Source organism: Amycolatopsis sp. NPDC102522, assembly GCF_055584485.1.
The window spans coordinates 608,940-628,959 of the sequence record NZ_JBVJLY010000002.1; the positions used below are offsets into that span (position 1 = coordinate 608,940).

Annotated in this window: 23 protein-coding genes and 1 pseudogene; 12 read left to right on the forward strand and 12 right to left on the reverse strand. The window is 68.9% G+C overall.

Annotation, left to right across the window (positions count from 1 at the left end):
• The first annotated feature begins 4 nt into the window (after nucleotides 1-4).
• A complete protein-coding gene (locus ACZ6YV_RS08685; protein WP_465509035.1) occupies nucleotides 5-778 on the forward strand; it encodes a S1 family peptidase in 774 nt (257 codons plus the stop codon).
• Between the two features lie 61 nt (nucleotides 779-839).
• On the opposite strand, the gene ACZ6YV_RS08690 is transcribed toward ACZ6YV_RS08685, so the two are convergent.
• Nucleotides 840-1,829, reverse strand: coding sequence for an NAD(P)/FAD-dependent oxidoreductase (locus tag ACZ6YV_RS08690; RefSeq protein ID WP_465509036.1), 990 nt, complete (start codon nucleotides 1,827-1,829; stop codon nucleotides 840-842).
• Between the two features lie 113 nt (nucleotides 1,830-1,942).
• On the opposite strand from ACZ6YV_RS08690, the gene ACZ6YV_RS08695 reads away from it, so the two are divergent.
• Complete coding sequence (locus ACZ6YV_RS08695) at nucleotides 1,943-3,340, forward strand: class II fumarate hydratase (protein ID WP_465509037.1); 1,398 nt, start codon at nucleotides 1,943-1,945, stop codon at nucleotides 3,338-3,340.
• On the opposite strand, the gene ACZ6YV_RS08700 is transcribed toward ACZ6YV_RS08695, so the two are convergent.
• On the reverse strand, nucleotides 3,337-3,918 hold the full coding sequence (locus tag ACZ6YV_RS08700) for a TetR/AcrR family transcriptional regulator (RefSeq protein ID WP_465509038.1): 582 nt from the start codon (nucleotides 3,916-3,918) through the stop codon (nucleotides 3,337-3,339). The genes ACZ6YV_RS08695 and ACZ6YV_RS08700 overlap by 4 nt on opposite strands.
• A gap of 44 nt (nucleotides 3,919-3,962) precedes the next feature.
• Between ACZ6YV_RS08700 and ACZ6YV_RS08705 the strand changes: the two genes are divergently transcribed.
• Nucleotides 3,963-4,421: an SRPBCC family protein gene (locus ACZ6YV_RS08705; RefSeq protein WP_465509039.1), complete on the forward strand. Its 459-nt coding sequence runs from the start codon at nucleotides 3,963-3,965 to the stop codon at nucleotides 4,419-4,421.
• On the opposite strand, the pseudogene ACZ6YV_RS08710 reads toward ACZ6YV_RS08705, so the two are convergent.
• Nucleotides 4,419-5,315 (reverse strand): annotated as a pseudogene (locus ACZ6YV_RS08710) (DMT family transporter); the annotation flags it as partial. The gene ACZ6YV_RS08705 and the pseudogene ACZ6YV_RS08710 sit on opposite strands and share 3 nt — an antisense overlap.
• Nucleotides 5,316-5,484: 169 nt before the next feature.
• Between ACZ6YV_RS08710 and ACZ6YV_RS08715 the strand changes: the two are divergent.
• A complete protein-coding gene (locus ACZ6YV_RS08715) occupies nucleotides 5,485-6,327 on the forward strand; it encodes a helix-turn-helix transcriptional regulator (RefSeq protein ID WP_378239796.1) in 843 nt (280 codons plus the stop codon).
• Between the two features lie 46 nt (nucleotides 6,328-6,373).
• Complete coding sequence (locus ACZ6YV_RS08720) at nucleotides 6,374-7,885, forward strand: ATP-dependent DNA ligase (RefSeq protein ID WP_465509040.1); 1,512 nt, start codon at nucleotides 6,374-6,376, stop codon at nucleotides 7,883-7,885.
• A gap of 24 nt (nucleotides 7,886-7,909) precedes the next feature.
• On the opposite strand, the gene ACZ6YV_RS08725 is transcribed toward ACZ6YV_RS08720, so the two are convergent.
• From ACZ6YV_RS08725 to ACZ6YV_RS08735, 3 genes are all read right to left on the reverse strand, one after another.
• A complete protein-coding gene (locus tag ACZ6YV_RS08725; RefSeq protein WP_465509041.1) occupies nucleotides 7,910-8,287 on the reverse strand; it encodes a hypothetical protein in 378 nt (125 codons plus the stop codon).
• Nucleotides 8,284-8,718 (reverse strand): hypothetical protein, encoded by a 435-nt coding sequence (locus tag ACZ6YV_RS08730; protein WP_465509042.1) that lies wholly within the window; start codon nucleotides 8,716-8,718, stop codon nucleotides 8,284-8,286. Before ACZ6YV_RS08730 ends, ACZ6YV_RS08725 begins: the two co-directional genes overlap by 4 nt.
• A gap of 87 nt (nucleotides 8,719-8,805) precedes the next feature.
• Nucleotides 8,806-9,621, reverse strand: a complete 816-nt coding sequence (locus tag ACZ6YV_RS08735; protein ID WP_465509043.1) for an NBR1-Ig-like domain-containing protein — start codon at nucleotides 9,619-9,621, stop codon at nucleotides 8,806-8,808.
• Between the two features lie 117 nt (nucleotides 9,622-9,738).
• Here ACZ6YV_RS08735 and ACZ6YV_RS08740 point away from each other — a divergent pair, with 117 nt between their 5' ends.
• On the forward strand, nucleotides 9,739-10,455 hold the full coding sequence (locus tag ACZ6YV_RS08740) for a Pr6Pr family membrane protein (RefSeq protein ID WP_465509044.1): 717 nt from the start codon (nucleotides 9,739-9,741) through the stop codon (nucleotides 10,453-10,455).
• On the opposite strand, the gene ACZ6YV_RS08745 is transcribed toward ACZ6YV_RS08740, so the two are convergent.
• Together ACZ6YV_RS08745 and ACZ6YV_RS08750 are read right to left on the reverse strand one after the other, a co-directional pair.
• Nucleotides 10,399-11,628, reverse strand: coding sequence for an NADH:flavin oxidoreductase/NADH oxidase family protein (locus ACZ6YV_RS08745; RefSeq protein WP_465509045.1), 1,230 nt, complete (start codon nucleotides 11,626-11,628; stop codon nucleotides 10,399-10,401). The two genes, ACZ6YV_RS08740 and ACZ6YV_RS08745, sit on opposite strands and share 57 nt — an antisense overlap.
• Nucleotides 11,629-11,701: 73 nt before the next feature.
• A complete protein-coding gene (locus tag ACZ6YV_RS08750) occupies nucleotides 11,702-11,845 on the reverse strand; it encodes a hypothetical protein (RefSeq protein WP_465509046.1) in 144 nt (47 codons plus the stop codon).
• 11 nt (nucleotides 11,846-11,856) lie between these two features.
• On the opposite strand from ACZ6YV_RS08750, the gene ACZ6YV_RS08755 reads away from it, so the two are divergent.
• A complete protein-coding gene (locus ACZ6YV_RS08755; RefSeq protein WP_465509047.1) occupies nucleotides 11,857-12,156 on the forward strand; it encodes a winged helix-turn-helix transcriptional regulator in 300 nt (99 codons plus the stop codon).
• On the opposite strand, the gene ACZ6YV_RS08760 is transcribed toward ACZ6YV_RS08755, so the two are convergent.
• Nucleotides 12,142-12,612, reverse strand: a complete 471-nt coding sequence (locus tag ACZ6YV_RS08760) for a DUF309 domain-containing protein (RefSeq protein WP_465509048.1) — start codon at nucleotides 12,610-12,612, stop codon at nucleotides 12,142-12,144. The two genes, ACZ6YV_RS08755 and ACZ6YV_RS08760, sit on opposite strands and share 15 nt — an antisense overlap.
• 35 nt (nucleotides 12,613-12,647) lie before the next feature.
• Here ACZ6YV_RS08760 and guaB1 point away from each other — a divergent pair, with 35 nt between their 5' ends.
• Together guaB1 and ACZ6YV_RS08770 are read left to right on the forward strand one after the other, a co-directional pair.
• Nucleotides 12,648-14,087, forward strand: coding sequence for a GMP reductase (gene guaB1 / locus ACZ6YV_RS08765; RefSeq protein WP_465509049.1), 1,440 nt, complete (start codon nucleotides 12,648-12,650; stop codon nucleotides 14,085-14,087).
• A 32-nt stretch (nucleotides 14,088-14,119) separates the two neighbouring features.
• On the forward strand, nucleotides 14,120-15,151 hold the full coding sequence (locus tag ACZ6YV_RS08770; RefSeq protein WP_465509050.1) for a glycosyltransferase family 2 protein: 1,032 nt from the start codon (nucleotides 14,120-14,122) through the stop codon (nucleotides 15,149-15,151).
• Between the two features lie 28 nt (nucleotides 15,152-15,179).
• Here ACZ6YV_RS08770 and ACZ6YV_RS08775 read toward each other — a convergent pair whose 3' ends face one another.
• Entirely contained in the window at nucleotides 15,180-16,466 is a 1,287-nt protein-coding gene (locus tag ACZ6YV_RS08775) for a PhoH family protein (protein ID WP_465509297.1), read from the reverse strand.
• 727 nt (nucleotides 16,467-17,193) lie between these two features.
• Here ACZ6YV_RS08775 and ACZ6YV_RS08780 point away from each other — a divergent pair.
• A complete protein-coding gene (locus ACZ6YV_RS08780) occupies nucleotides 17,194-17,439 on the forward strand; it encodes a hypothetical protein (RefSeq protein ID WP_465509051.1) in 246 nt (81 codons plus the stop codon).
• 60 nt (nucleotides 17,440-17,499) lie between these two features.
• Here the strand turns inward: ACZ6YV_RS08780 and ACZ6YV_RS08785 are convergent, their stop codons facing one another.
• Complete coding sequence (locus ACZ6YV_RS08785; protein ID WP_414939890.1) at nucleotides 17,500-18,276, reverse strand: isoprenyl transferase; 777 nt, start codon at nucleotides 18,274-18,276, stop codon at nucleotides 17,500-17,502.
• A 131-nt stretch (nucleotides 18,277-18,407) separates the two neighbouring features.
• On the opposite strand from ACZ6YV_RS08785, the gene trhA reads away from it, so the two are divergent.
• Entirely contained in the window at nucleotides 18,408-19,049 is a 642-nt protein-coding gene (trhA, locus tag ACZ6YV_RS08790) for a PAQR family membrane homeostasis protein TrhA (RefSeq protein ID WP_465509298.1), read from the forward strand.
• Here the strand turns inward: trhA and ACZ6YV_RS08795 are convergent.
• Complete coding sequence (locus ACZ6YV_RS08795) at nucleotides 19,046-19,291, reverse strand: hypothetical protein (RefSeq protein WP_465509052.1); 246 nt, start codon at nucleotides 19,289-19,291, stop codon at nucleotides 19,046-19,048. The genes trhA and ACZ6YV_RS08795 overlap by 4 nt on opposite strands.
• A 324-nt stretch (nucleotides 19,292-19,615) precedes the next feature.
• On the opposite strand from ACZ6YV_RS08795, the gene ACZ6YV_RS08800 reads away from it, so the two are divergent.
• Nucleotides 19,616-19,987, forward strand: coding sequence for a pyridoxamine 5'-phosphate oxidase family protein (locus ACZ6YV_RS08800; RefSeq protein WP_465509053.1), 372 nt, complete (start codon nucleotides 19,616-19,618; stop codon nucleotides 19,985-19,987).
• Nucleotides 19,988-20,020: the final 33 nt, after the last annotated feature.

A 20,020-nucleotide genomic window follows, 5' to 3' on the forward strand; every position in this document is an offset into this window, starting at 1 on the left:
ATCCGTGCTCAAGCGCGTGCTCGTGGTCCTGCTCGCGGCGATGGTCTTCACGCCGGTCGGGCAGGCCACGGGCGCGGGCGACCTCGTCGGCGGCAGAGAGGCCGACGAGCCGTATCCGTTCGTCACGTCGCTGCATTCGGCCTCCGGCAAGGCTTTCTGCGCCGGCGCGCTGATCGCTCCGGACTGGCTCGTGACGGCGGGACACTGCGTCGAGGGCAAGAACCCGGCGAACCTGAGCGCGCGGATCGGCAGCAACGACAACACCCAGGGCGGCGAGATCGCGAAACTCGCCGAGGTCGTGGTGAACCCGTCGTACAACCCCGAACCCGAGCACGCGGGCGGCGATCTCGCCCTGGTGCGGCTGGCCGCGCCGGTGAAGGCGGCGCCGATCGCACTCGGCGCCGTCGTGGCTCCGGGGACGCCGACGCGGCTGCTCGGCTGGGGCCAGACGTGCCCGACTTCCGGCTGTGGCAAGGGCCCGGCGAAGCTGCAGCAACTGGACACGAAGATCGTCGAAGGCGTGCGCTGCACCGCGAAGTTCGACGGTGCCGTCGAGTTGTGCACCGACAACCCCGACGGGAAATCGGGCTCGTGCTACGGCGATTCCGGCGGACCGGAGATCGCCAAGGTGGACGAGAAGTGGGTGCTGCTGGGCACGATCAGCCGCCCGGGCAACGCGGACCCGGTGTGCGCGACTTCGCCGTCTATCGCCACTTCGGTGGTGGCTTACGCGCAGTGGATCACGGAGAAGACCACGCCGCCCGCTCCACCTGCCTGACGTGCGATGAAAGGCCCGTTTCTTGCAAAATTTGCAAGAAACGGGCCTTTCATGTCACGCGCTACTCCGCGTTGCTGGAGTGCCCCGGGAACAGATGCGCGTCCGGGTTCAACGCGACCGTGATGTTGTTGACCGCCGTCGCCGCTTCCCCGAAGCCGGTCGCGATCAGCTTCACCTTCCCCGGATACGCCGCGACGTCGCCCGCCGCGTAGACCCGCTCGCGGGGTGTCGCCATCGTCGAGTCGACGGCGATCGCGCGGTGATCGATCTGCAGCCCCCAGCTTTCGATCGGCCCGAGGTCCGCGGTGAACCCGAGCGCGGCGACCACCGTGTCGGCGCGCAGCAGTTCGGGTTCGGCCCCCTTGGCCTGGATCTCGACCTCCGCCAGCGCGCCGTCGCGGTCGAGGAACCGGGTGACCTCGGCGTCGATGACGATCCGCACGCCGAGTTCGCGCGCCTGCCGCACGATCGACTCGGCCGCACGGAACTTCGCGCGCCGGTGCACGAGGGTGACGCTCGCGGCGACCGGATGCAGGGCGAGCACCCAGTCGAAGGCCGAGTCCCCACCGCCGACGACGACCACGTGCTGCCCGGCGTGCGCCTGCAACGCGGGCACGAAGTGGACCATGCCCCGGCCGAGCCAGCCGTCACCGGCGGGCAGCGGCCGCGGGGTGAACTCGCCGATCCCGGCGGTGATCAGCACCGCGCCGGCGCGCAGGACCTGGCCGCCGTCGAGCGTGATGGTGATGCCGTCCTCGACACTTTCGAGTTTCTCGGCCTTGCGCCCGAGCAGATACGCGGGTTTCCACGGCGCCGCCTGGTCGAGCAGGCCCTGCACCAGATCCCGGCCGCGGACCTCGGCGAACCCGCCGACGTCGTAGATCATCTTTTCGGGGTACATCGCGGTGACCTGTCCGCCTGCCTCCGGCAGTGAATCCACGACGGCCATCGAAAGACCGCGGAATCCCGCGTAGTAAGCGGCGAAAAGACCCGTCGGACCGGCCCCGATGATGACGAGGTCGTACGACGTTTCCCCAGCGGACTCGCTCATTCTGCACTCTCCCGGGAGGTGGTGGGGGGCGTGATCGAGAACACATTCGATCCTAGCCCTCGCGTGCCGAAAGACACGGAGCGCGCCGGGAGGCACTGCGCGAGACTTGGGGTATGGCTGAACAGGAATACCGGATCGAACACGACACCATGGGTGAGGTTCGCGTCCCCGTCGACGCCCTCTACCGCGCGCAGACGCAGCGCGCCGTCGAGAACTTCCCGATCTCCGGCCGGGGCCTGGAACGCGCCCAGATCCGCGCGCTCGGCCTGCTGAAGGCCGCCGCCGCGCGGGTCAACGCGAAGCTCGGCGTACTGGACGCCGACGTCGCCGAGGCCATCGCGAAGGCCGCCGACGAGGTCGCCGAGGGCAAGCACGACGCGCACTTCCCGATCGACGTGTTCCAGACCGGTTCCGGGACCTCGTCGAACATGAACGCCAACGAGGTCATCGCGACGCTCGCGTCGAGGGCGCTGGGCCGCGACGTGCATCCGAACGACCACGTCAACGCTTCGCAGTCCTCGAACGACACCTTCCCGACGACGATCCACGTCGCCGCGACGGAAGCCGTGCTGTCCGACGTGATCCCGGCGCTGGAGTACCTGGCCGCCGCGATCGAAACGCGGGCGACCGAATGGGCGGACATCGTGAAGTCCGGCCGCACGCACCTGATGGACGCCGTCCCGATCACCTTCGGCCAGGAGGCGGGCGCGTGGGCGTCGCAGGTCCGGTTCGGGGTCGAGCGGCTGAAGTCGGGCCTGCCGCGGCTCGGCGAACTGCCGATCGGCGGGACCGCGGTCGGCTCCGGGCTGAACGCTCCCGAGGGCTTCGGCTCGGCCGTTTCGCAGGAACTGGCTTCGGTGACCGGCCTTCCGCTGACCGAGGCGCGCGACCACTTCGAGGCGCAGGCGACGCAGGACAGCGTCGTCGAGGCGTCCGGGCATCTGCGCACTGTCGCGGTGTCGCTGAACAAGATCGCGAACGACCTGCGCTGGCTGGGTTCCGGCCCGCGCACCGGGCTCGCCGAACTGGCGCTGCCGGATCTGCAGCCGGGTTCGTCGATCATGCCGGGCAAGGTGAACCCGGTGATCCCGGAGGCGACGCTGCAGGTGGTCGCCCAGGTGATCGGGAACGACGCGGCGGTCGCCTTCGCGGGCGCGGCTGGCAACTTCCAGCTCAACGTGAACCTGCCGGTGATCGCGCGCAACGTGCTCGAATCGGCGCGGCTGCTCGCGGCTGTCTCGCGTTTGCTGGCGGACAAGGTGTTCGCGGGCGTGACGGTGAACGCCGCTCGTGCGCGCGAGTACGCCGAGGGTTCGCCGTCGATCGTGACGCCGCTGAACTCCTACATCGGCTACGAAGAGGCCGCCGCGATCGCGAAGCTGGCGCTCAAGGAGCTGAAGACGATCCGCGAAGTCGTGATCGAACGCGGTCACGTCGCGAACGGCAAGCTCACCGAGGCCCAGCTGGACGAAGCCCTCGACGTGCTCCGCATGGCGCGCGGAGGCCGCTAAGCACCGAGAGCGACCACAGCCGCATGGAGCGGTGAGGCGAGCGAAGCCGCGAGCCCACCCGAAGGCGGTGTCTCGGTGAACAGGTGCAGCCATGTCAGCACCGGGCCGAGCAGGATCGCGTGCACCAGAGCCGGATCGGGCCGTCGTGAGAGTTCCCCTCTCGCGACGGCCCGATCCAGCATCAGGACCAGATATCCGCGTTCACGGCCGAGGAAAACGTCACCGAACCGCGCTTCCAGTACCGGATCCGCGCGGACGTCGGCGAGCAACGACGGCAGCGCCTGCCGCAGCTCCACACTGTCCAAAGAGAACTGGATCACGTCGAGGACCGCCGCCACGTCGCCCCGCAGCGAACCGGTGTCCTCCGGTGGTTCGAGCTCGACGGGATGGATCACCGCGGCGAACACGAGTTCCGCCTTCGATCGCCATCGCCGGTACACCGCGGCCTTGCCGACGCCCGCCCGCGCCGCGACCGCGTCGATCGTGCAGCGCTGGTAACCGGTTTCGGTCAGCAACGCCCGCACGGCCTCGCGGACCGCGTCGTCGATTCCTTCTTCCCTCGGCCTGCCTCTCACCATGCGCCCCAGTTTACGAGACTGGCAGTTCCGTATATCGTCCGGGTATGACCTGGACCAGAACCTCCCGCGAAATCCTGCCCTGTCCGCCGTCCGCGCTCTGGCCGTCACTGGCCGGCTTCACGCGGTGGCCGTCCTGGGATCCAGACCTCGCCGAGGTTGAACTGCACGGTCCCGCCGAGGTGGGCTCGACCGGTTTCGTCGTCCCGTCGGGAGCCGTGCGCGGCCGCGTGCACTCACGGATCGCCGAGCCGTTCACGATCACTTCCCTTACCCAGGACCGCGAAGTCGCCATCCGCCAGCCGGTCCCCTTCGGTGCCATGGACATCGTGTTCAAACTGGCCGCGGTCGACGACGGGACGGAGTTCGTCCAGGAGATCACGATCGGAGGACCGCTGCGCGCGGTCATGGTCGCGATCATCGGTGGCGACGTCGTGAAGCACTTCGACGTCAAATGCGCTCGCCTCACCGAACTCGCGGCGGCGCAGGCCGATCACGACGCCTGAAGACACCAGTGCGACCCCGATCAGCTGGGAGAAGCGGAAATCCTGCATTCCCAGCAGCAGTGACACGGCGAGCCCGGAAACCGGCATCAGCCCGACCAGAACCCCGGCCCGGTCCGCGCCCAGCGCCGAAACCGCCGAGTACCAAAGAAGAAACGCGATCGCCGTGACGACGACCGTCAGGTAGCCGAGCGCGATCAGTTCACGCCCGTCCGGCCACGTCCAAGCGCCGGACGGGTCGGCGATCGTGCCGACCACCGCGCCACCGACGCCTGCGGCACAACAACTCCAGGTCGCGGTCGCCAACGGCCCGAGGCGTTCGAGCACGCCGACGGCGAGCAGCGTGAACAGCGCTTCGCACACCATCGCCAGCGTCGCGAGCACCAGCCCCTGCCAGCGCGCCGCGCCGCCGCCGGACAGCACGGCGATCCCGAGCCCGGCGAGCACCGCCCCGGTCACCGGCGCCCACGACGGCCGTTTTCCCTTGCCCAGCGGGCCGGCGAGCGCGAGCACGAGCGGCGTGCCGCCGAGGAACGCGGCGACCAGGCCGGGTTCGGCGTAGCGCTGCGCGAACAGCAGGCACGCCTGGAACCCGATCATCCCGGTCGCCGCGAGGGCGATCAGCGACGGCACGTCGCGCGGGCCCGGCAGCGGCAACGGTCGCCCGCGCAGCCGCGCCCACGCCAGCAGGAGCAATCCCGCCAGCGCGTAGCGCAGCGCCTGTCCGGTGATGACCGGGTAGCCGTCGAGCATTCCCGTCACCGGCACGGACGCGCCGACGATCAGCACCCCCAGTACGCCGATCGTCACGCTTCTTCGTTCGCTGTCCATGCCTCCACGATGTCGGCGATTTGGCCCAAAGCACAGGGCCAGAACCTGCCTTCCGGACAGGACCATAAGAAGCGACCGGAAGCTCCGGGTCGGGGTGGCACCCTGGTCTCCTGCAAGTACGTGAAGGACTCCTTCATTGCGCTAGGCGCAATGAAGGAGTCCTTCACGTACCTACGACCAGCCTGGGTCTGCCAGGGCCAGGCACGCGTCCCCGAGGTCCGGGATACTTGTCGACATGACCGAGACGGCCGAACTGGGCGACTTCCTCAAGGCACGCAGGGCCGCGCTGGATCCGGCGGACCTCGGCCTGCCGACGGGGTTCAACCAGCGACGGGTCGCCGGGCTGCGACGCGAAGAGCTCGCGCAGCTGGCTGGGATCAGCGTCGACTACTACACGCGGCTGGAGCAGGGCCGGGCGCGCAACGTGTCCGATTCCGTGCTCGATTCGCTGAGCCGGGCACTACGGCTGCACCGCGACGAGGAGACCTACCTGCGCAATCTGGCCGCCCCGAAGCGCAGACGCGTCGCGCGGCCGCGGGCGCAGCGGATCCGGCCGGAACTGCAGCTGATGCTGAACGCGATCCAGTCCCCGGCGTTCGTCTTCGGCCGCTATCTCGACGTGCTGGCCTGGAACCCGCTCGGCAGCGCGCTGGCCTTCGACTTCGCCGGGCGCCCGCCGGGCGAGCGCAACATCCCGAAGATGTTCTTCCTCGACGAGCGCGCCCGCGAGTTGCACCCGGAGTGGGAAACCGTGGCGAAAGAGGTCGTCGCGAACCTGCGGTCCGAGAGCGGGAAGTATCCGGACGACCCGTATCTCGCCCAGCTCGTCGGCGAACTCTCCCTCGGCAGCGAGGACTTCCGGAAGCTGTGGGCGAAGCACACCGTGCGCGAGAAGGCGCACTCGTGGAAGGCGATGATCAACCCGATCGTGGGTGAACTCCGGCTGCGCTACGAGACGCTGCGGCTGCCCGCCGATCCGGACCTGGCCCTGGTGATCTACACCGCCGAGCCCGGCTCCGACAGTGAGCGGGCGCTCGGCCTGCTCGCCAGCTGGGTCGCCGATCCCGCGCACGCCTGAACCCGCTCGGCGGGAAACTGTCGGTACCCGGGTTCATGATGGACCCATGTTGTTCACCGCGGTGGTGACCGCGTCGGCCGAACTGGCCGCCACGAGGTCCAGGAAGGCGAAGATCGCCACCCTGGCCGCGCTGCTGCATGCCGCCGGTGAGCAGGAGCTTCCGGCGGTGATCGCGTTCCTCACCGGGCAGCCCACGCAGGGCCGCATCGGCACCGGCTGGCGGACGCTGGCCGAGCTGGACACGGCTCCGGCCGCCGAGCCGTCGTTGACCGTGGCCGAGGTCGACAAGGCACTCGGCACGGTGGGGGCGGCGTCCGGTTCAGGGTCGGTGAAGTTGCGCGCGGAGACGTTGCGGGCGTTGTTCACCGAGATGACGAAGGACGAGCAGCAGTTCCTGTTCCGGCTGCTCACGGGCGAGCTGAGACAGGGCGCGCTCGAAGGGATCATGGTGGACGCCATCGCGGCGGCGTCCGAGATCCCGGCCGAGGAGGTCCGGCGGGCGTTCATGCTGTCCGGGCAGCTGCCGGTGACGGGCCTGGCGGCGATGACAGGCGGTCGGGAGCGGCTGGCGGAGTTCAAGCTGGCCCTGGGCAGGCCGATCCGGCCGATGCTGGCGTCCCCGGCGGAGTCGCTGGAGGAGGCTGTCGCCGAACATGCCGAGGCGCTGGTCGAGTACAAGATGGACGGTGCGCGGATCCAGGTCCACCGCGAAGGCGACGAGGTGCACGTCTACACGCGGACCCTGCGGGAGATCACCGGCAGCGTCGGCGAACTGGTGGATCTCGTGCGCTCGCTGCCTTGCACGTCGGTGGTGCTCGACGGCGAGACCTTGGCGCTGACGGACGACGGCAGGCCGAGGCCGTTCCAGGAGACGATGAGCCGGTTCGGCAGCACCCGCGAGGAGCAGGTCAAGGCGTTGCTGCTGCGGCCGTACTTCTTCGACTGCCTGCACCTCGACGGCGCCGACCTGCTGGACGCGCCGCTGTCCGAGCGGAACGCCGCGCTGCACAAGGTCGCGGGCGAGCACGTGATCCCCGGCGAGATCGCGCCCGCCTCCGCCTCCGAGGTACTGGAGGCGGCGATGGCCGCCGGGCACGAAGGCGTGATGGTCAAGGACCTCGCGTCGCCGTACGCGGCGGGCCGCCGCGGGCGCGCGTGGCTCAAGGTGAAACCGGTGCACACGATCGACCTGATCGTGCTCGCCGCGGAATGGGGTCACGGCAGGCGCACAGGCACGCTGTCGAACCTGCATCTCGGCGCGCGCGATCCCGACGGCGGGCCGCCGATCATGGTCGGCAAGACGTTCAAGGGCATGACGGACGATTTGCTGTCCTGGCAGACGAAGACGTTCCAGGAGATCGAGACGCACCGCACGGACTGGGCGGTGCACGTGCGGCCGGAGATCGTCGTCGAAATCGAACTCGACGGGGCCCAGGTGAGCACGCGGTATCCGGGCGGGCTGGCCCTGCGCTTCGCGCGGGTCGTGCGCTATCGGCCGGACAAGGAGGCCGCCGATGCCGACACCATCGACACCGTGCGCGGCCTCCTCAAGCCCTAGCCCGCATTCAGAGGACGGAACGCATCAGTAGCAGCGGTCCGAAGAGATCTTGTACGTGTAGTTGTTCGACAGGTTGGAGGTCACCTCGAACCGGATCTTGTGAAAGACCGGCGGCTCCCCGAGCACGCCGTGTTTCACGGTGCGCTCCTTGCCCGGCGCGATGGCCCCGCTCCAGAGACCGCTGTCGAAGGTGTCGTCGATGATCTGGACGAGCATTCCCCGGTAGTCGTGGTTGTGCACGGTGATGTCGATGCTCTGCCCCGCGCTCACCTCGACGACCTTGGTCGCCCCGCCCATCAGCTGTCCGCCTTCACAGACCTTCGACGCCGCCGAAGCGGACGGTGCCATCAGCAGGGTGCCGGCCAGCGCGACCGGGACGACGGCGAGCAGTTTCTTGTTCATCGGTTCCCCACAACGGTCTTGACGACATTGGACTGGACGGCCAGGTCGAGGCCGATTTTCATGCTTCCCCCGCAATACGCCTTCTCGCCGTTCTCGAAATGCACCGTCAGATCCCCGGCGCATTCGAAGACCTTGACGTTCCAGGTGCGGGTGCCCGGCTTCAGGCAGATCGCGTCCTTCCCTGCCCGGCGCATCCAGCCGTGATAGCCGGATTCGCAGGTAATGATCGGATCACTGCCCGAAGCGGGCGCCGGAGCCGCCTGTGCGGCGGTGACCGGCAGCAGTGCCACGGTGAGCGCGGCCCCGGCCAGTGCGGCGACCTTGACGTACGGACGCATGGATTCCCTTTCCGCAAATAATGTGAGAGTGTTTCGGAAAATCCCCATCCGGAATTCCCGGACGCCGATGACGTTAAAGGCGCCCGCGGCCACTCGGAAAGCGATTCACGGCCGCGAAATGGCCATGGCCGAGAGAACAATGTCCACGCAGGTCAGCGCTTTGGCCACCGGCCCGGAAGGTCAAAGAACGCGGACCGAGAAGAACACGGCACGCGTGTTCGGCAGCAGGATGTGGCCCTGCTCGTCGGCCATCTTCCAGTACACCTGGCAATGCCCGGGCCGGTCGGGCGCGCGGACCTCGACGGAGACGCGCACGTGTTCGCCGGGCGCGGTCTGCGGGACGGGCACGCGTTCGGGCGTGCCGCATTCGCCGGGATCGCCGAACGAACCGGCGCGGACCAGATAGCGGCCAACCCATCCGACCGATCCCGCGTTCCGGAACTCCCACGTCTTCACGAAGGTCGATCCGGCCGCGACCTCGCTGCCGTCGGGCACTGTCACGTCGGAGACGAACTCCGACGCGTCACCGGCCGGAGCGGCGGGGTCGGTACCGAACGGGGCGGCGAAGACGAACACCAGCGCCGCGACCAGCACGAGCGCCACGGCTCCCGCGAGGACGAACGCCGTCCGGCGCGTGCGTTCCGGAGCCGGTTCGGGCGCCACACCGGCGGCCGGCGTGTCCCGCGCGCGTTCCCATTCACCTCGCCACTCGTGGCGGACCTCGTCCTCGTCGCCGCCGAGCACCCCGGCGGCCAGCACACGAACGAACTCCCAGGACGTCTCCCAGCTGGGCAGACGCTCTCCACGAGCGGCGGCCGAAAGCGCCGACTTGGAAGCGAGCGCGCCGTATTCGTCGCGCATCCGATCGTAAGATGGGTCACCGGCGGCGCGTTTCAGCTCCCAAAGCCGTCGCGCGAACTCGGCGACGGGCCCGCTGTCCTCCGCCGGCCCCCGCGCGACCCGCCCGCGGCGTCCGGGCCTCCGCTCGACGTCCATCGGTTCCCACGATATGACCCGGTGGCCGGGAAGTCCCGGCGGCGTCCCGCCCCCGATCGAGTGGCGAGGCCCGGTGGTGACGGGACGTCCCGGTGTGATCACCCATAAAGTAAGCGGATGCAGGCTTCCAAGATCGCGCGCGCCTGGTTCGGCGCGACCGCGCTGGTGGTGATCGCCGGCCTCGCCGCCCAGATCCCGGTCTCGGCGGGCACCGAGGGCGGCACCTTCCAGACCCCGGCCGGACGGGTGGCCAACCTGCTGGCCTTCTTCACCATCGACTCGAACATCCTGGTCGGCATCGGCAGCCTGGCACTCGCGCTCGGTGTCGCGGGCCGCTCGACGCTGTTCGGCGTGCTGCGGCTCACCGGCCTCGCCGGGATCACCGTGACGGGCGTCGTCTTCCAGGTCGCGCTCGCCGACCTCTACGAACTGCACGGCTGGGCCGTGTTCGCCGACACGATGCTGCACAAGGTGTCGCCCCTGATGTGCGTCGCGGGCTGGCTGCTGTTCGGGCCGCGCGGGCAGCTGTCGTGGCGGGTCCTGTCCTGGTCGCTGCTGTACCCGCTGGGCTGGCTCGCGGTCACTCTCGTGCGCGGCGCGATCATCGGGTTCTACCCGTACCCGTTCGTCGATCCGGGCATCAACGGCTACGGCGGCGTCGCGTTCAACTGCGTGCTGATCGGCGTGCTGTTCATCGGCCTAGCGGCGGCCGCGGTCGGCTTCGACCGCACCTTCAGCCGTCGGGATGAGCTTGACGACTACCTGGCTCCGGACCCGCTAGCCCCGGACCCGGCGGAAGGCGTTGAGCGGATCCGCGACACCGGCGCGTACTAGCGCCCGCACCGCGCCGAGCCGCCGGTCCACCGGTTTCCCGGCGGCCACGCGGTGCATCTGCTGGGTGTGCCACTGGATCTCGAGCAGGCTGTCGGCCAGCCGGATGCCGGTCTTCGGGGCCGTGCGCTGGGCGCGGACGTCCTCGCCGCCCAGCAGGCGGCCGGGCAGCGCCGGATCGACGACCAACGGCCTGCCGAGACCGATGACGTCCAGCGCGCCGGAGCGCAGCGCGTCCGCCATCCCCTCCGGGCTGGTGAAACCACCGGTGACCATCAGCGCGACATCGGTGACCTGACGCGCCTTCGCGGCGTAGTCGAGGAAGTAGGCCTCGCGGCTCACGGTGCTGGCCTTGCCGGAGCCCATCATGGCGGCCTTCTCGTAGGTGCCGCCGGAGACTTCCAGCAGGTCGATGCCCGCTTCGCCCAGTTCGCGGACGACTTCGAGCGATTCCTCCTCGCTGAAGCCGCCGCGCTGGAAGTCCGCGCTGTTGAGCTTGACCGCGATCGGCACGGCGTCGCCGACCTCGGCGCGCACGCGGGCGACGACTTCGAGCAGGAAGCGGCGCCGCCTCAGCGCGTCCCCGCCCCAGCCGTCGGTGCGCTGGTTGGTCAGCGGCGAAAGGAACTGCGAGACGAGGTAGCCGTGCGCGCCGTGGATCTGGACACCGGCGAATCCGGCGTCGACGACGGTCCGCGCGGCCACGCCGAACCGGTCGATGATCGCTTCGATCTCGTCGCCGGTCAGCGCCCGGGGCGTCGCGAACACCGAACGGATGCCCCGGTCGCCGAACGGCACCGCCGAAGGCGCGACAGGCTGACGGGACAGGAAGCGCGGGCTCTGACGGCCGGGGTGGTTGAGCTGGACCCACAACCGGGTCTCGGTCCCGTCCGCCGCCCGCGCCCACTGCTTGAACTCGGTCGAGTCCGGTTCGCGGGGCACAGCGACGTTGCGCGGTTCGCCGAGCGCGGTCGGGTCGACCATGACGTTGCCGGTGATCAGCGTGCCGGCGCCGCCCTGGGACCAGGTCCGGAACAGCCGCGTCAGCTCGGGCGTCGGCCGGTTGCGGCGGTCGCCGAGCTGCTCGCTCAGCGCGGCCTTGGCCAGCCGGTTCGGCAGGATCGCGCCACACCGCAGTTTCAGCGGTTCCGCCAGCAATTCCTTGGGCTCGCTCATCCGCGCTTCTCCCACCGTTACCTACTGATCAGTATCTCTACTCGAAGTAACATACTCGCGGTATGTCGAGTACTCAAGGTGTGGCGATGCCGAAGGGGTTGTCGATCACGTAGCGCCAGAGCCCGTCCTCGCCGCGCCTCGCGACGTCGGTGGCCGTCGCCGCGAGATGGTCCTCGATTACCCAGTCGACGATCAGCAAGGCCAGGTCACCGGCCACGCGCACCTGCCGTGGCGGGCCCCGTCGAGGTCACGCTCGCCGCGATCTCGGGCCGCTGGACGACGCTGGTGCTCCGGGAGCTGATGGGCGGAGCGCGGTCCTTCAGCGAACTTCGCGCGGCGTTGCCCGGCCTGTCCGCGAAGGTGCTGACCGAACGCCTCGGCGACCTGACAGCGCGACGCCTCGCCATCCGAGAGGAACTGCCCGGCTTCCCCAGCCGGACCAGCTATCGGCTCGCCGAGACAGGACTCTCGCTGCGACCGCTGCTGATCGAGCTGTACCGGTCGGGCTCGGCGCTACCGGCCCAGTAGGCGAGGTGCGACCGGGTCCACCCGCGCGCGCACCTTCACCTCTTCGGCCATCTTCCGCGCCCACGCCTGCAGCCCCGGGATGTCGATCCCGTGCGGCCTGGCCTCGCGGAACGGCTCGATGTTGTCCGCGCCGCGCTCCAGCAGCGACGCGGCGCCGTTCCCGTTCCCCCTGGCCGCGTGCGTCAGACCCACGGCGAGCTGCGCGAGGCCGCGCCACAGCTCCCGCTCCGCCCCGTCTGTCGCCTTCCAGGCGTCCTCGAACACCTCGTGCGCGTGGAACGGGCGTCCCGCGTCGAGCAGGCGCTGGGCCTCGGCGATGCTGTCCTCGGGGCGGCGTTCGATGCCCTCAGGCTGCCTTTCGACCCCGTCGGCGCCGTACGGGAGCGGCCTGCCGAGACCGTCTCGCGGGCGCGCGTTGCGGGCCCGTCCGGCTTCGTCACGATCCCGGTCGGTCATGCCGACAGTGTCCCACGCGGGTATCCTGGGGACTCGTGCGCTTTCTCGACGGGCACCGGCCCGCTCACGACCTGACCTACGACGACGTGTTCCTCTTGCCGAACCGTTCGGACGTGGAGTCCCGCTTCGATGTTGATCTGTCCACTGTGGACGGCACCGGCGCCACGATCCCGATCGTGGTGGCCAACATGACCGCCGTCGCCGGCCGCCGGATGGCCGAAACGGTCGCCCGGCGCGGCGGGCTCGTCGTCCTGCCTCAGGACGTCGACGTGGCCGCGGTCGCCGAAATCGTCACCTGGGTCAAAAGCCGTCACACCGTGTGGGACACCCCGCTGGTGCTGACCGGCGGGGACGCGGTGGCCGACGCGTTGAACCTGGTCGGCAAACGCGCCCACGGCGCCGTCGTCGTGGTGGACGAGGACGGCAAGCCCGTCGGCATCGTCGACGAAGCGGCTTGCGCCGGCGTCGATCGCTTCGCACGGCTCGGCGACGTCGCGGAACCCTCGCTCGTCACGGTCCCGCTGGACACCCCGCCGCGTGAGGTGTTCGAGCGCCTGCACACCCACGGCGGCGGGCTCGCGCTCGGCATCGACGAGAACGGCAGGCTCGCGGGCGTCCTGACCGAGATCGCGGCGCTGCGCGCGGAGATCTACGCCCCGGCCGTCGACGGCGGCGGGAACCTGCGAGTCGCCGCCGCGATCGGCGTGAACGGCGACGTCGCGGCGAAGGCCGAGGCCGTCTTGGCGGCGGGCGTCGACGTGCTGGTCGTCGACACCGCGCACGGCCACCAGGAGAAGATGATCTCCGCACTCAAGGCCGTCCGGTCGGTGCACCCGCGGGTCCCGGTGGTCGCCGGGAACGTGGTCACCGCGGAGGGCACGCGCGACCTGATCCACGCGGGCGCGGACGTCGTCAAGGTCGGCGTCGGCCCCGGCGCCATGTGCACCACGCGGATGATGACCGGCGTCGGCCGCCCGCAGTTCTCCGCCGTCGCCGAATGCGCCGCCGCGGCCCGTGAGCTGGGCAAGCACGTCTGGGCGGACGGCGGCGTGCGGCATCCGCGCGACGTCGCGCTCGCACTGGCCGCGGGCGCGTCCGCGGCGATGGTCGGCTCGTGGTTCGCCGGCACCCACGAATCCCCCGGCGACCTGCGCTACGACGAGCAGGGCAGGCCGTACAAGGAGTCGTTCGGCATGGCGTCGAAGCGCGCCGTCGGCGCCCGCACACGCACGGACAACGTCTTCGAACGCGCCAAGAAAGGCCTGTTCGAGGAGGGCATTTCGGCGTCGCGGATGGCGCTGGACCCGGCCCGCCCCGGAGTCGAAGACCTGCTCGACTCCATCGGCTCCGGTGTCCGGTCGGCCTGCACGTACGCGGGCGCGCGGACGCTGGAGGAGTTCCACGAGCGCGCGCTGCTCGGCATCCAGTCCGCCGCGGGCTTCGCGGAAGGGCGTCCGCTGCCGTCGGGCTGGTGATCCTGAACCCCCGAAGCACTAGGGTGCACCGGGTGAAGCGCCTCAGACGAACCGTGGCGGCGGCAGTGGACCGCCGCCACGAGGACAGTGACGAGCTCGCCGAACTGCGTTCTGTGGTCGCGGCCCAGGCCGCGGAGCTGGAGCGGTTGCGCGCGGTTCTGGAACACCACAACGCCTGGCTCGAGGACCACGGCCGCGCGTTGCGGGACGGCGACGCGCGCATCACCACCGTCGAAGCCAAGCAGGAGGCCCTCGGCTCGCGACAGGAAGCCCTCGACGGCTGGCTCGAAAGCCACGACACCGCCTTCGAGGGCCTTCATCTCCGGGCGGGGCGACTCGAAGCCGCGCGCGCCGTCCAGACGTTCGCCCAGTGGCTCGAACCGCTGGAACTCGCGGCCACCCCGAAGATCTCGGTCGTCCTGCCGACGCACGACCGCGCCACTCTGTTGCCGCGTGCGATCGAATCGGTCCGGGCACAGCGGTATCAGAACTGGGAACTGGTGATCGTCGACGACGCCAGTTCGGACTCCACGCCCAAGGTGCTCGCGGCCCTCGACGACCCGCGTATCCGCACGATCCGCGTGGCACACAACAGGGTCAGCGCCGCACGCAACGCGGCCCTCGCCGAAGCGACCGGCGACGTCGTCGCCTACCTCGACGACGACAACACCATGCATCCCTTGTGGCTCAAGGCTTTGGCCTGGGCTTTCGGCGAGCACCCGGAGATCACCACAGCGTACGGCGGGTACGTCATCGACGACGTCGAAGGGCTGCCGCGGCTGCTGCTCAAGCCGTACAGCCGCGAAGCCCTGCTCGCGGAGAACCTCGCCGACACCGGCGCCGTCGCCCATCGCGCAGGGCTCCCCGAAGCCCGCTTCGACGAGTCACTGGTCGAAATGGACGACTGGGATCTCCTGCTGTGCCTCACCGCCGACCAAGACCCGTACGTCGTCCCGGCGATCTCCTGTTTCTATTCCACGGCGGCGCCGAACCGCCTTTCCCACGGGCCCACCCACGACGCCGATCTCGCCACGGTGCGAAGGAAGCACGGGGAGTCCCCTTAGGACTGTCCCAAGAGGACTCCCCGATCGGCTATCCGTGGTCCTCCAGCATCTCGGTGACGAGCGCCGCGATCGGCGAGCGCTCGGACCGGGTCAGAGTGACATGCGCGAACAGCGGATGCCCCTTGAGCTTCTCGATCACCGCGGACACACCGTCGTGCCGCCCGACCCGCAGGTTGTCGCGCTGCGCGACGTCATGCGTGAGCACGACCCGCGAGGCCGTACCGAGCCGCGAAAGCACGGTCAGGAGCACATTGCGCTCCAAGGACTGCGCCTCGTCGACGATGACGAACGTGTCGTGCAGCGACCGGCCGCGGATGTGGGTCAGCGGGAGCACCTCGAGCATGCCGCGGTCGAAGACCTCGTCGAGGACCTCCTGACTGACCAGCCCGCCGAGGGTGTCGAACACCGCCTGAGCCCACGGCTGCATCTTCTCGCTCTCGGAACCGGGCAGGTAGCCCAGTTCCTGGCCACCGACCGCGTACACCGGCCGGAACACCACGACCTTGCGATGCTGGCGGCGTTCCATCACCGATTCCAGCCCCGCGCAGAGCGCGAGCGCCGACTTACCGGTCCCGGCGCGGCCGCCCAGCGAGACGATGCCGACGTCGGAGTCCAGCAGGAGATCCAGCGCCACCCGCTGCTCGGCCGACCGGCCGTGCAGCCCGAAAGCCTCCTTGTCACCGCGCACGAGCCGGATCCGCTTGTCCGCGGTGACCCTGCCCAACGCGCTGGAGCTGCCCGCGAGCAGCCTCAGCCCGGTGTGACAGGGCAGTTCACCGACCTCGGGCATCCCGAACTCCGCCGGATCCACGGAAGACCCGCTGAACAGCGCGTCGACCAGGGCCTGCGGGACGTCCACATCCGCCATCCCCGTCCAGCCCGAGGGTGTCACCTCCTGCGCGCGGTACTCGTCGGCTTCGAGACCGACGGCGCCCGCCTTGACGCGCAGGGGGATGTCCTTCGTCACCAGTGTGACCGAAGCGCGTTCCGCCGCCAGATTGAGCGCACAGGCGAGGATGCGGTGGTCGTTGGAGTCGGTGCGGAAACCGACCGGGAGCACCGTGGGATCGGAGTGGTTCAACTCCACCTGCAGGGTGCCGCCGTGCTCACCGATCGGGATCGGCGCGTCGAGCCTGCCGTGCTGACGACGCAGGTCGTCGAGCATGCGAAGCGCTTCGCGCGCGAACCACCCCAGTTCGGGGTGGTGACGTTTCGCCTCCAGTTCACTGATGACGACCAGCGGGAGCACGACCGCGTGTTCGGCGAAACGAGACACCGACCAGGGGTCAGAGAGCAGGACCGACGTGTCGAGCACGTAAGTGGACCGCTGGGATTCGGGCGAGATCGAGGCTTTCTCCGGGCCAGGGGCACCGGTCGAAGAACGGCCAGAGGCCTTGCGGGGTGAACGCTGCGCAGTCACGACGGCATCTCCCTCGTGGGCGTGGCACCACGCCCGCACTCGCTGGGCCGGGCACTTCCCTGACTGACCGCTCCTTCTGACGCTTACCGCGTCAGCCGGCACGACCGCGAGGGCCGGGTGCCGGCCCCCTCGTGCATCCACTGGGCGGCTGTGCCGCCCTGTCGACAACCGCCACGACCAGGGCCTCCCGTGAGAGTCCGCATGGGACGCGAACCCTCACTTTCGGAAGGTACCTGCGTCCGGCCGATCGCGCAGGCAGCCACCACGGTGATTCGCCAAACCGTCATCTCACTGTCGGTCGCGTGACATCAACACCTGGTCACCATCACCGTGCGTAGTGATGATCTCCATTCAGGGACGCTCGTCGATGTGACCCGGATGGATTAACGCCACAGAGGGCGTTCACCTGATGGGAGCGAAGGTTCTACCACGCTTGGTAGCGGGCCGCATTTTGTGCCCGAGACAGAGAACCGGACCGAGTGAAACGGGCCTTTTTCGGCTCACACAATGGGCTTACGAGACGGTCACAGAGCCTGAATAGCGAGTAATTTTCTCACTGCGGGACACCCCCACCGGATTCGGTGCCCCCGACCCCCTGAATATCTCTACTTAGGAGTGCGAAGTGCTGAAGAAGGCTGGTTTCGTTTCCGCCGTCGCCGCGGGCATCATGATGGTCGGCGGGACCGCGTTCGCCGCCACCGGCGACACCACCGGCACCCCGGACCCGACGTTCGGCGACGCCTACAACACGTTCATCGAGGGCGGTGGCGCGCTGGGTTACGGTGCTGCCTCGCTGGTCGCCGGCGCCTACGCGGGCGTGGCCACCACCCCGGCCCTCATCCTCCACTCGCTGGAGCACAACCACTGATCTTCAGTGACGACGTCGAAGGCCCCGGAGTGCACGCCGGGGCCTTCGTCATGTCACCGGTCAGGAACCGAAGCGTCGGTGCCGCCACGCGTAATCACGCATGGCGCGGAGAAAATCGACCCGGCGGAATGCGGGCCAATAAGCTTCGGTGAACCAGAATTCCGAATGCGCCGATTGCCAGAGCAGAAATCCGGAAAGCCGCTGCTCACCCGAGGTGCGGATAATCAGATCCGGATCCGGCTGGCCCGAGGTGTACATGTGTTCGGAGATGTGGTCGACGTCCAGGATCTTCGCGAGCTCGCGGATCGAGGTGCCCTCGTCGGCGTGCTGGAGCAGGAGTTTGCGGACCGCGTCGGCGATCTCCTGACGCCCTCCGTAACCGACCGCGATGTTGACCTCCATCCCGGAGCGCCCCTCAGTGCGCTCCGCGGCCGCGCTGAGGGCCTTCGCGACCTCCGGCGGCAGCAGGTCAAGGGCTCCCACGATGCGGAGCCGCCAAGGCGTGTGCGGCGCGGCGAGCTCGTCGGTCACGTCGGTGATGATCTTCAGCAGCGGGCTCAGTTCCTCGACCGCGCGGCCGAGGTTGTCGGTCGACAGCAGCCACATGGTGACGACCTCGACGTCGGCCTCGTTGCACCAGCTCAGGAAATCCGCGATCTTCTTGGCGCCGGCACGGTGGCCGTCGGCGACGTCGGTGAAGCCCGCTTCACGCGCCCAACGGCGGTTCCCGTCCAGCATGATGGCGATATGGCGTGGATGGCGCCCCTTGGCCTGCTGGATCAGGCGCCTGCCGTAGGCGCTGTACACGACGTCTGACAAGAAGGACCGAAGACTCACGCCAGAGGACACTAGTCACCCTGGAAGCCCCAGTGGGACGCGCCACGGACACTGGTAAAAAACCTACGGTGCCGTAACCTGGGAGAGTGAGCGTAGAGACCGAACCCCAGCCGTCCGGCCCCACGCCCTTGGTGGACACACGTCCTCGCCTGCGGGGTCACCTTCACTTCTGGTCCTTCTTCGGCGCTGTCGCCGGAGCCGCGGCCCTGATCAGCCTGGCGGCGTCCACCGTGTCGCCTATAGCCGCTTTGTCCACTTCGGTCTACGGCCTGACCGTGCTCGGCGTCTTCGGCGTCAGCGCGCTCTACCACCGTCGCTTGTGGAGCCCGCGAGCATACGAATGGATGAAGCGCGCCGACCATTCGATGATCTTCCTGTTCATCGCCGGCACTTACACGCCATTCACCCTTCTGGCGATGTCCAAGCCGAACGGGTACATCGTGCTGGCGATCGTGTGGGGCGGCGCGATCGGCGGCGTCACTCTGAAGATGCTGTGGCCGAACGCGCCGCGCTGGCTGGGCGTGCCGATCTACATCGCACTCGGCTGGGTCGCCGTCTTCGTCCTGCCCGAACTGGGCGCGCACGCCGGCATCGCGGCCCTCGTCCTGCTCTGCGTCGGCGGGCTGTTCTACACGCTGGGCGCGGTGTTCTACGCGGTGAAGTGGCCGAACCACTTCCCGGAGACATTCGGGTACCACGAGTACTTCCACGCCTGCACGGTGCTGGCCGCGGTTTCGCACTACATTGCCATCTGGCTGGCGATGTACGCCTAGCTCGCGTTGGTCGTGCTGGCGAGCCACTCGCGCAGTTGCTCGTCATCGCTCTTGTCGATCAGTTGAACCAAGCCATGGTTGTCACGATGGTTCGAAGCGCCTCGCAACCGCAGGTGCCAGTCTTCGGCGTACGCCCGCAGGGCGTCGACCATCTCGTCCATCGCTTCGTTGAACGATGCACCATCCGCGGCCACCGGCACACCTGAGATGAACGTGGACCAGCCGTTCCGTTCAGCAACCACTCGAACAAGCAAAGCGACCTCCCGACCCAGTCCACCAGTTGCCCGGCGGAAACTCGATCACCAGGCGAGCCACTATTCGGCTCGGTCAGCACACCCTTTCCCACTTGAGGTAGTGAGGGTGGGACAAAGGTGTCGTGCTCGCGGACGGGTTGGTGAACCATGCCCCGAATGTGGCGTTGGGGACGTTGAGCGTCCCCAATGCCACATTCGGGGCATCTCCGCCCGCACATGACCACCGTGACCTGGACGGACACACGCGTGTTCCCTCTGGCACAAGAAAGTGCCTTCTTCCGCGCCCCCGCCACCAGAGCCATGATCGCCACCATGGCCAAGAACCCACCGCCCCGCCCCCTCGACGACGCGGCCCTCAGCGCCTTCATCGCCGAGCACACCTTCGGCGCCCTCGCGACCCTCAAGCGCGACGGCCGCCCGCACCTCTCCACGGTCGTCTACGCCTGGGATCCCGAGACCCGCGAGATCCGGATCAGCACGACCGAAGACCGCCTCAAGGTCAAACAGCTCCGCAACAACCCCACCGCTTCGCTCTACGTCTCCAGCGCCGATCACTGGAAATTCGCGGTCGTGGAAGGAAAAGCGGAACTCTCCGAAGTCACGCGAACACCCGATGACGGCGACAGGCTCTACATCACCCTCAGGGCCGGGAAACTCTATGGAACAGCCCTCGACATCGCTTAACGTACGCACCTGGAAAAGGCCAGGTGAGGAGTC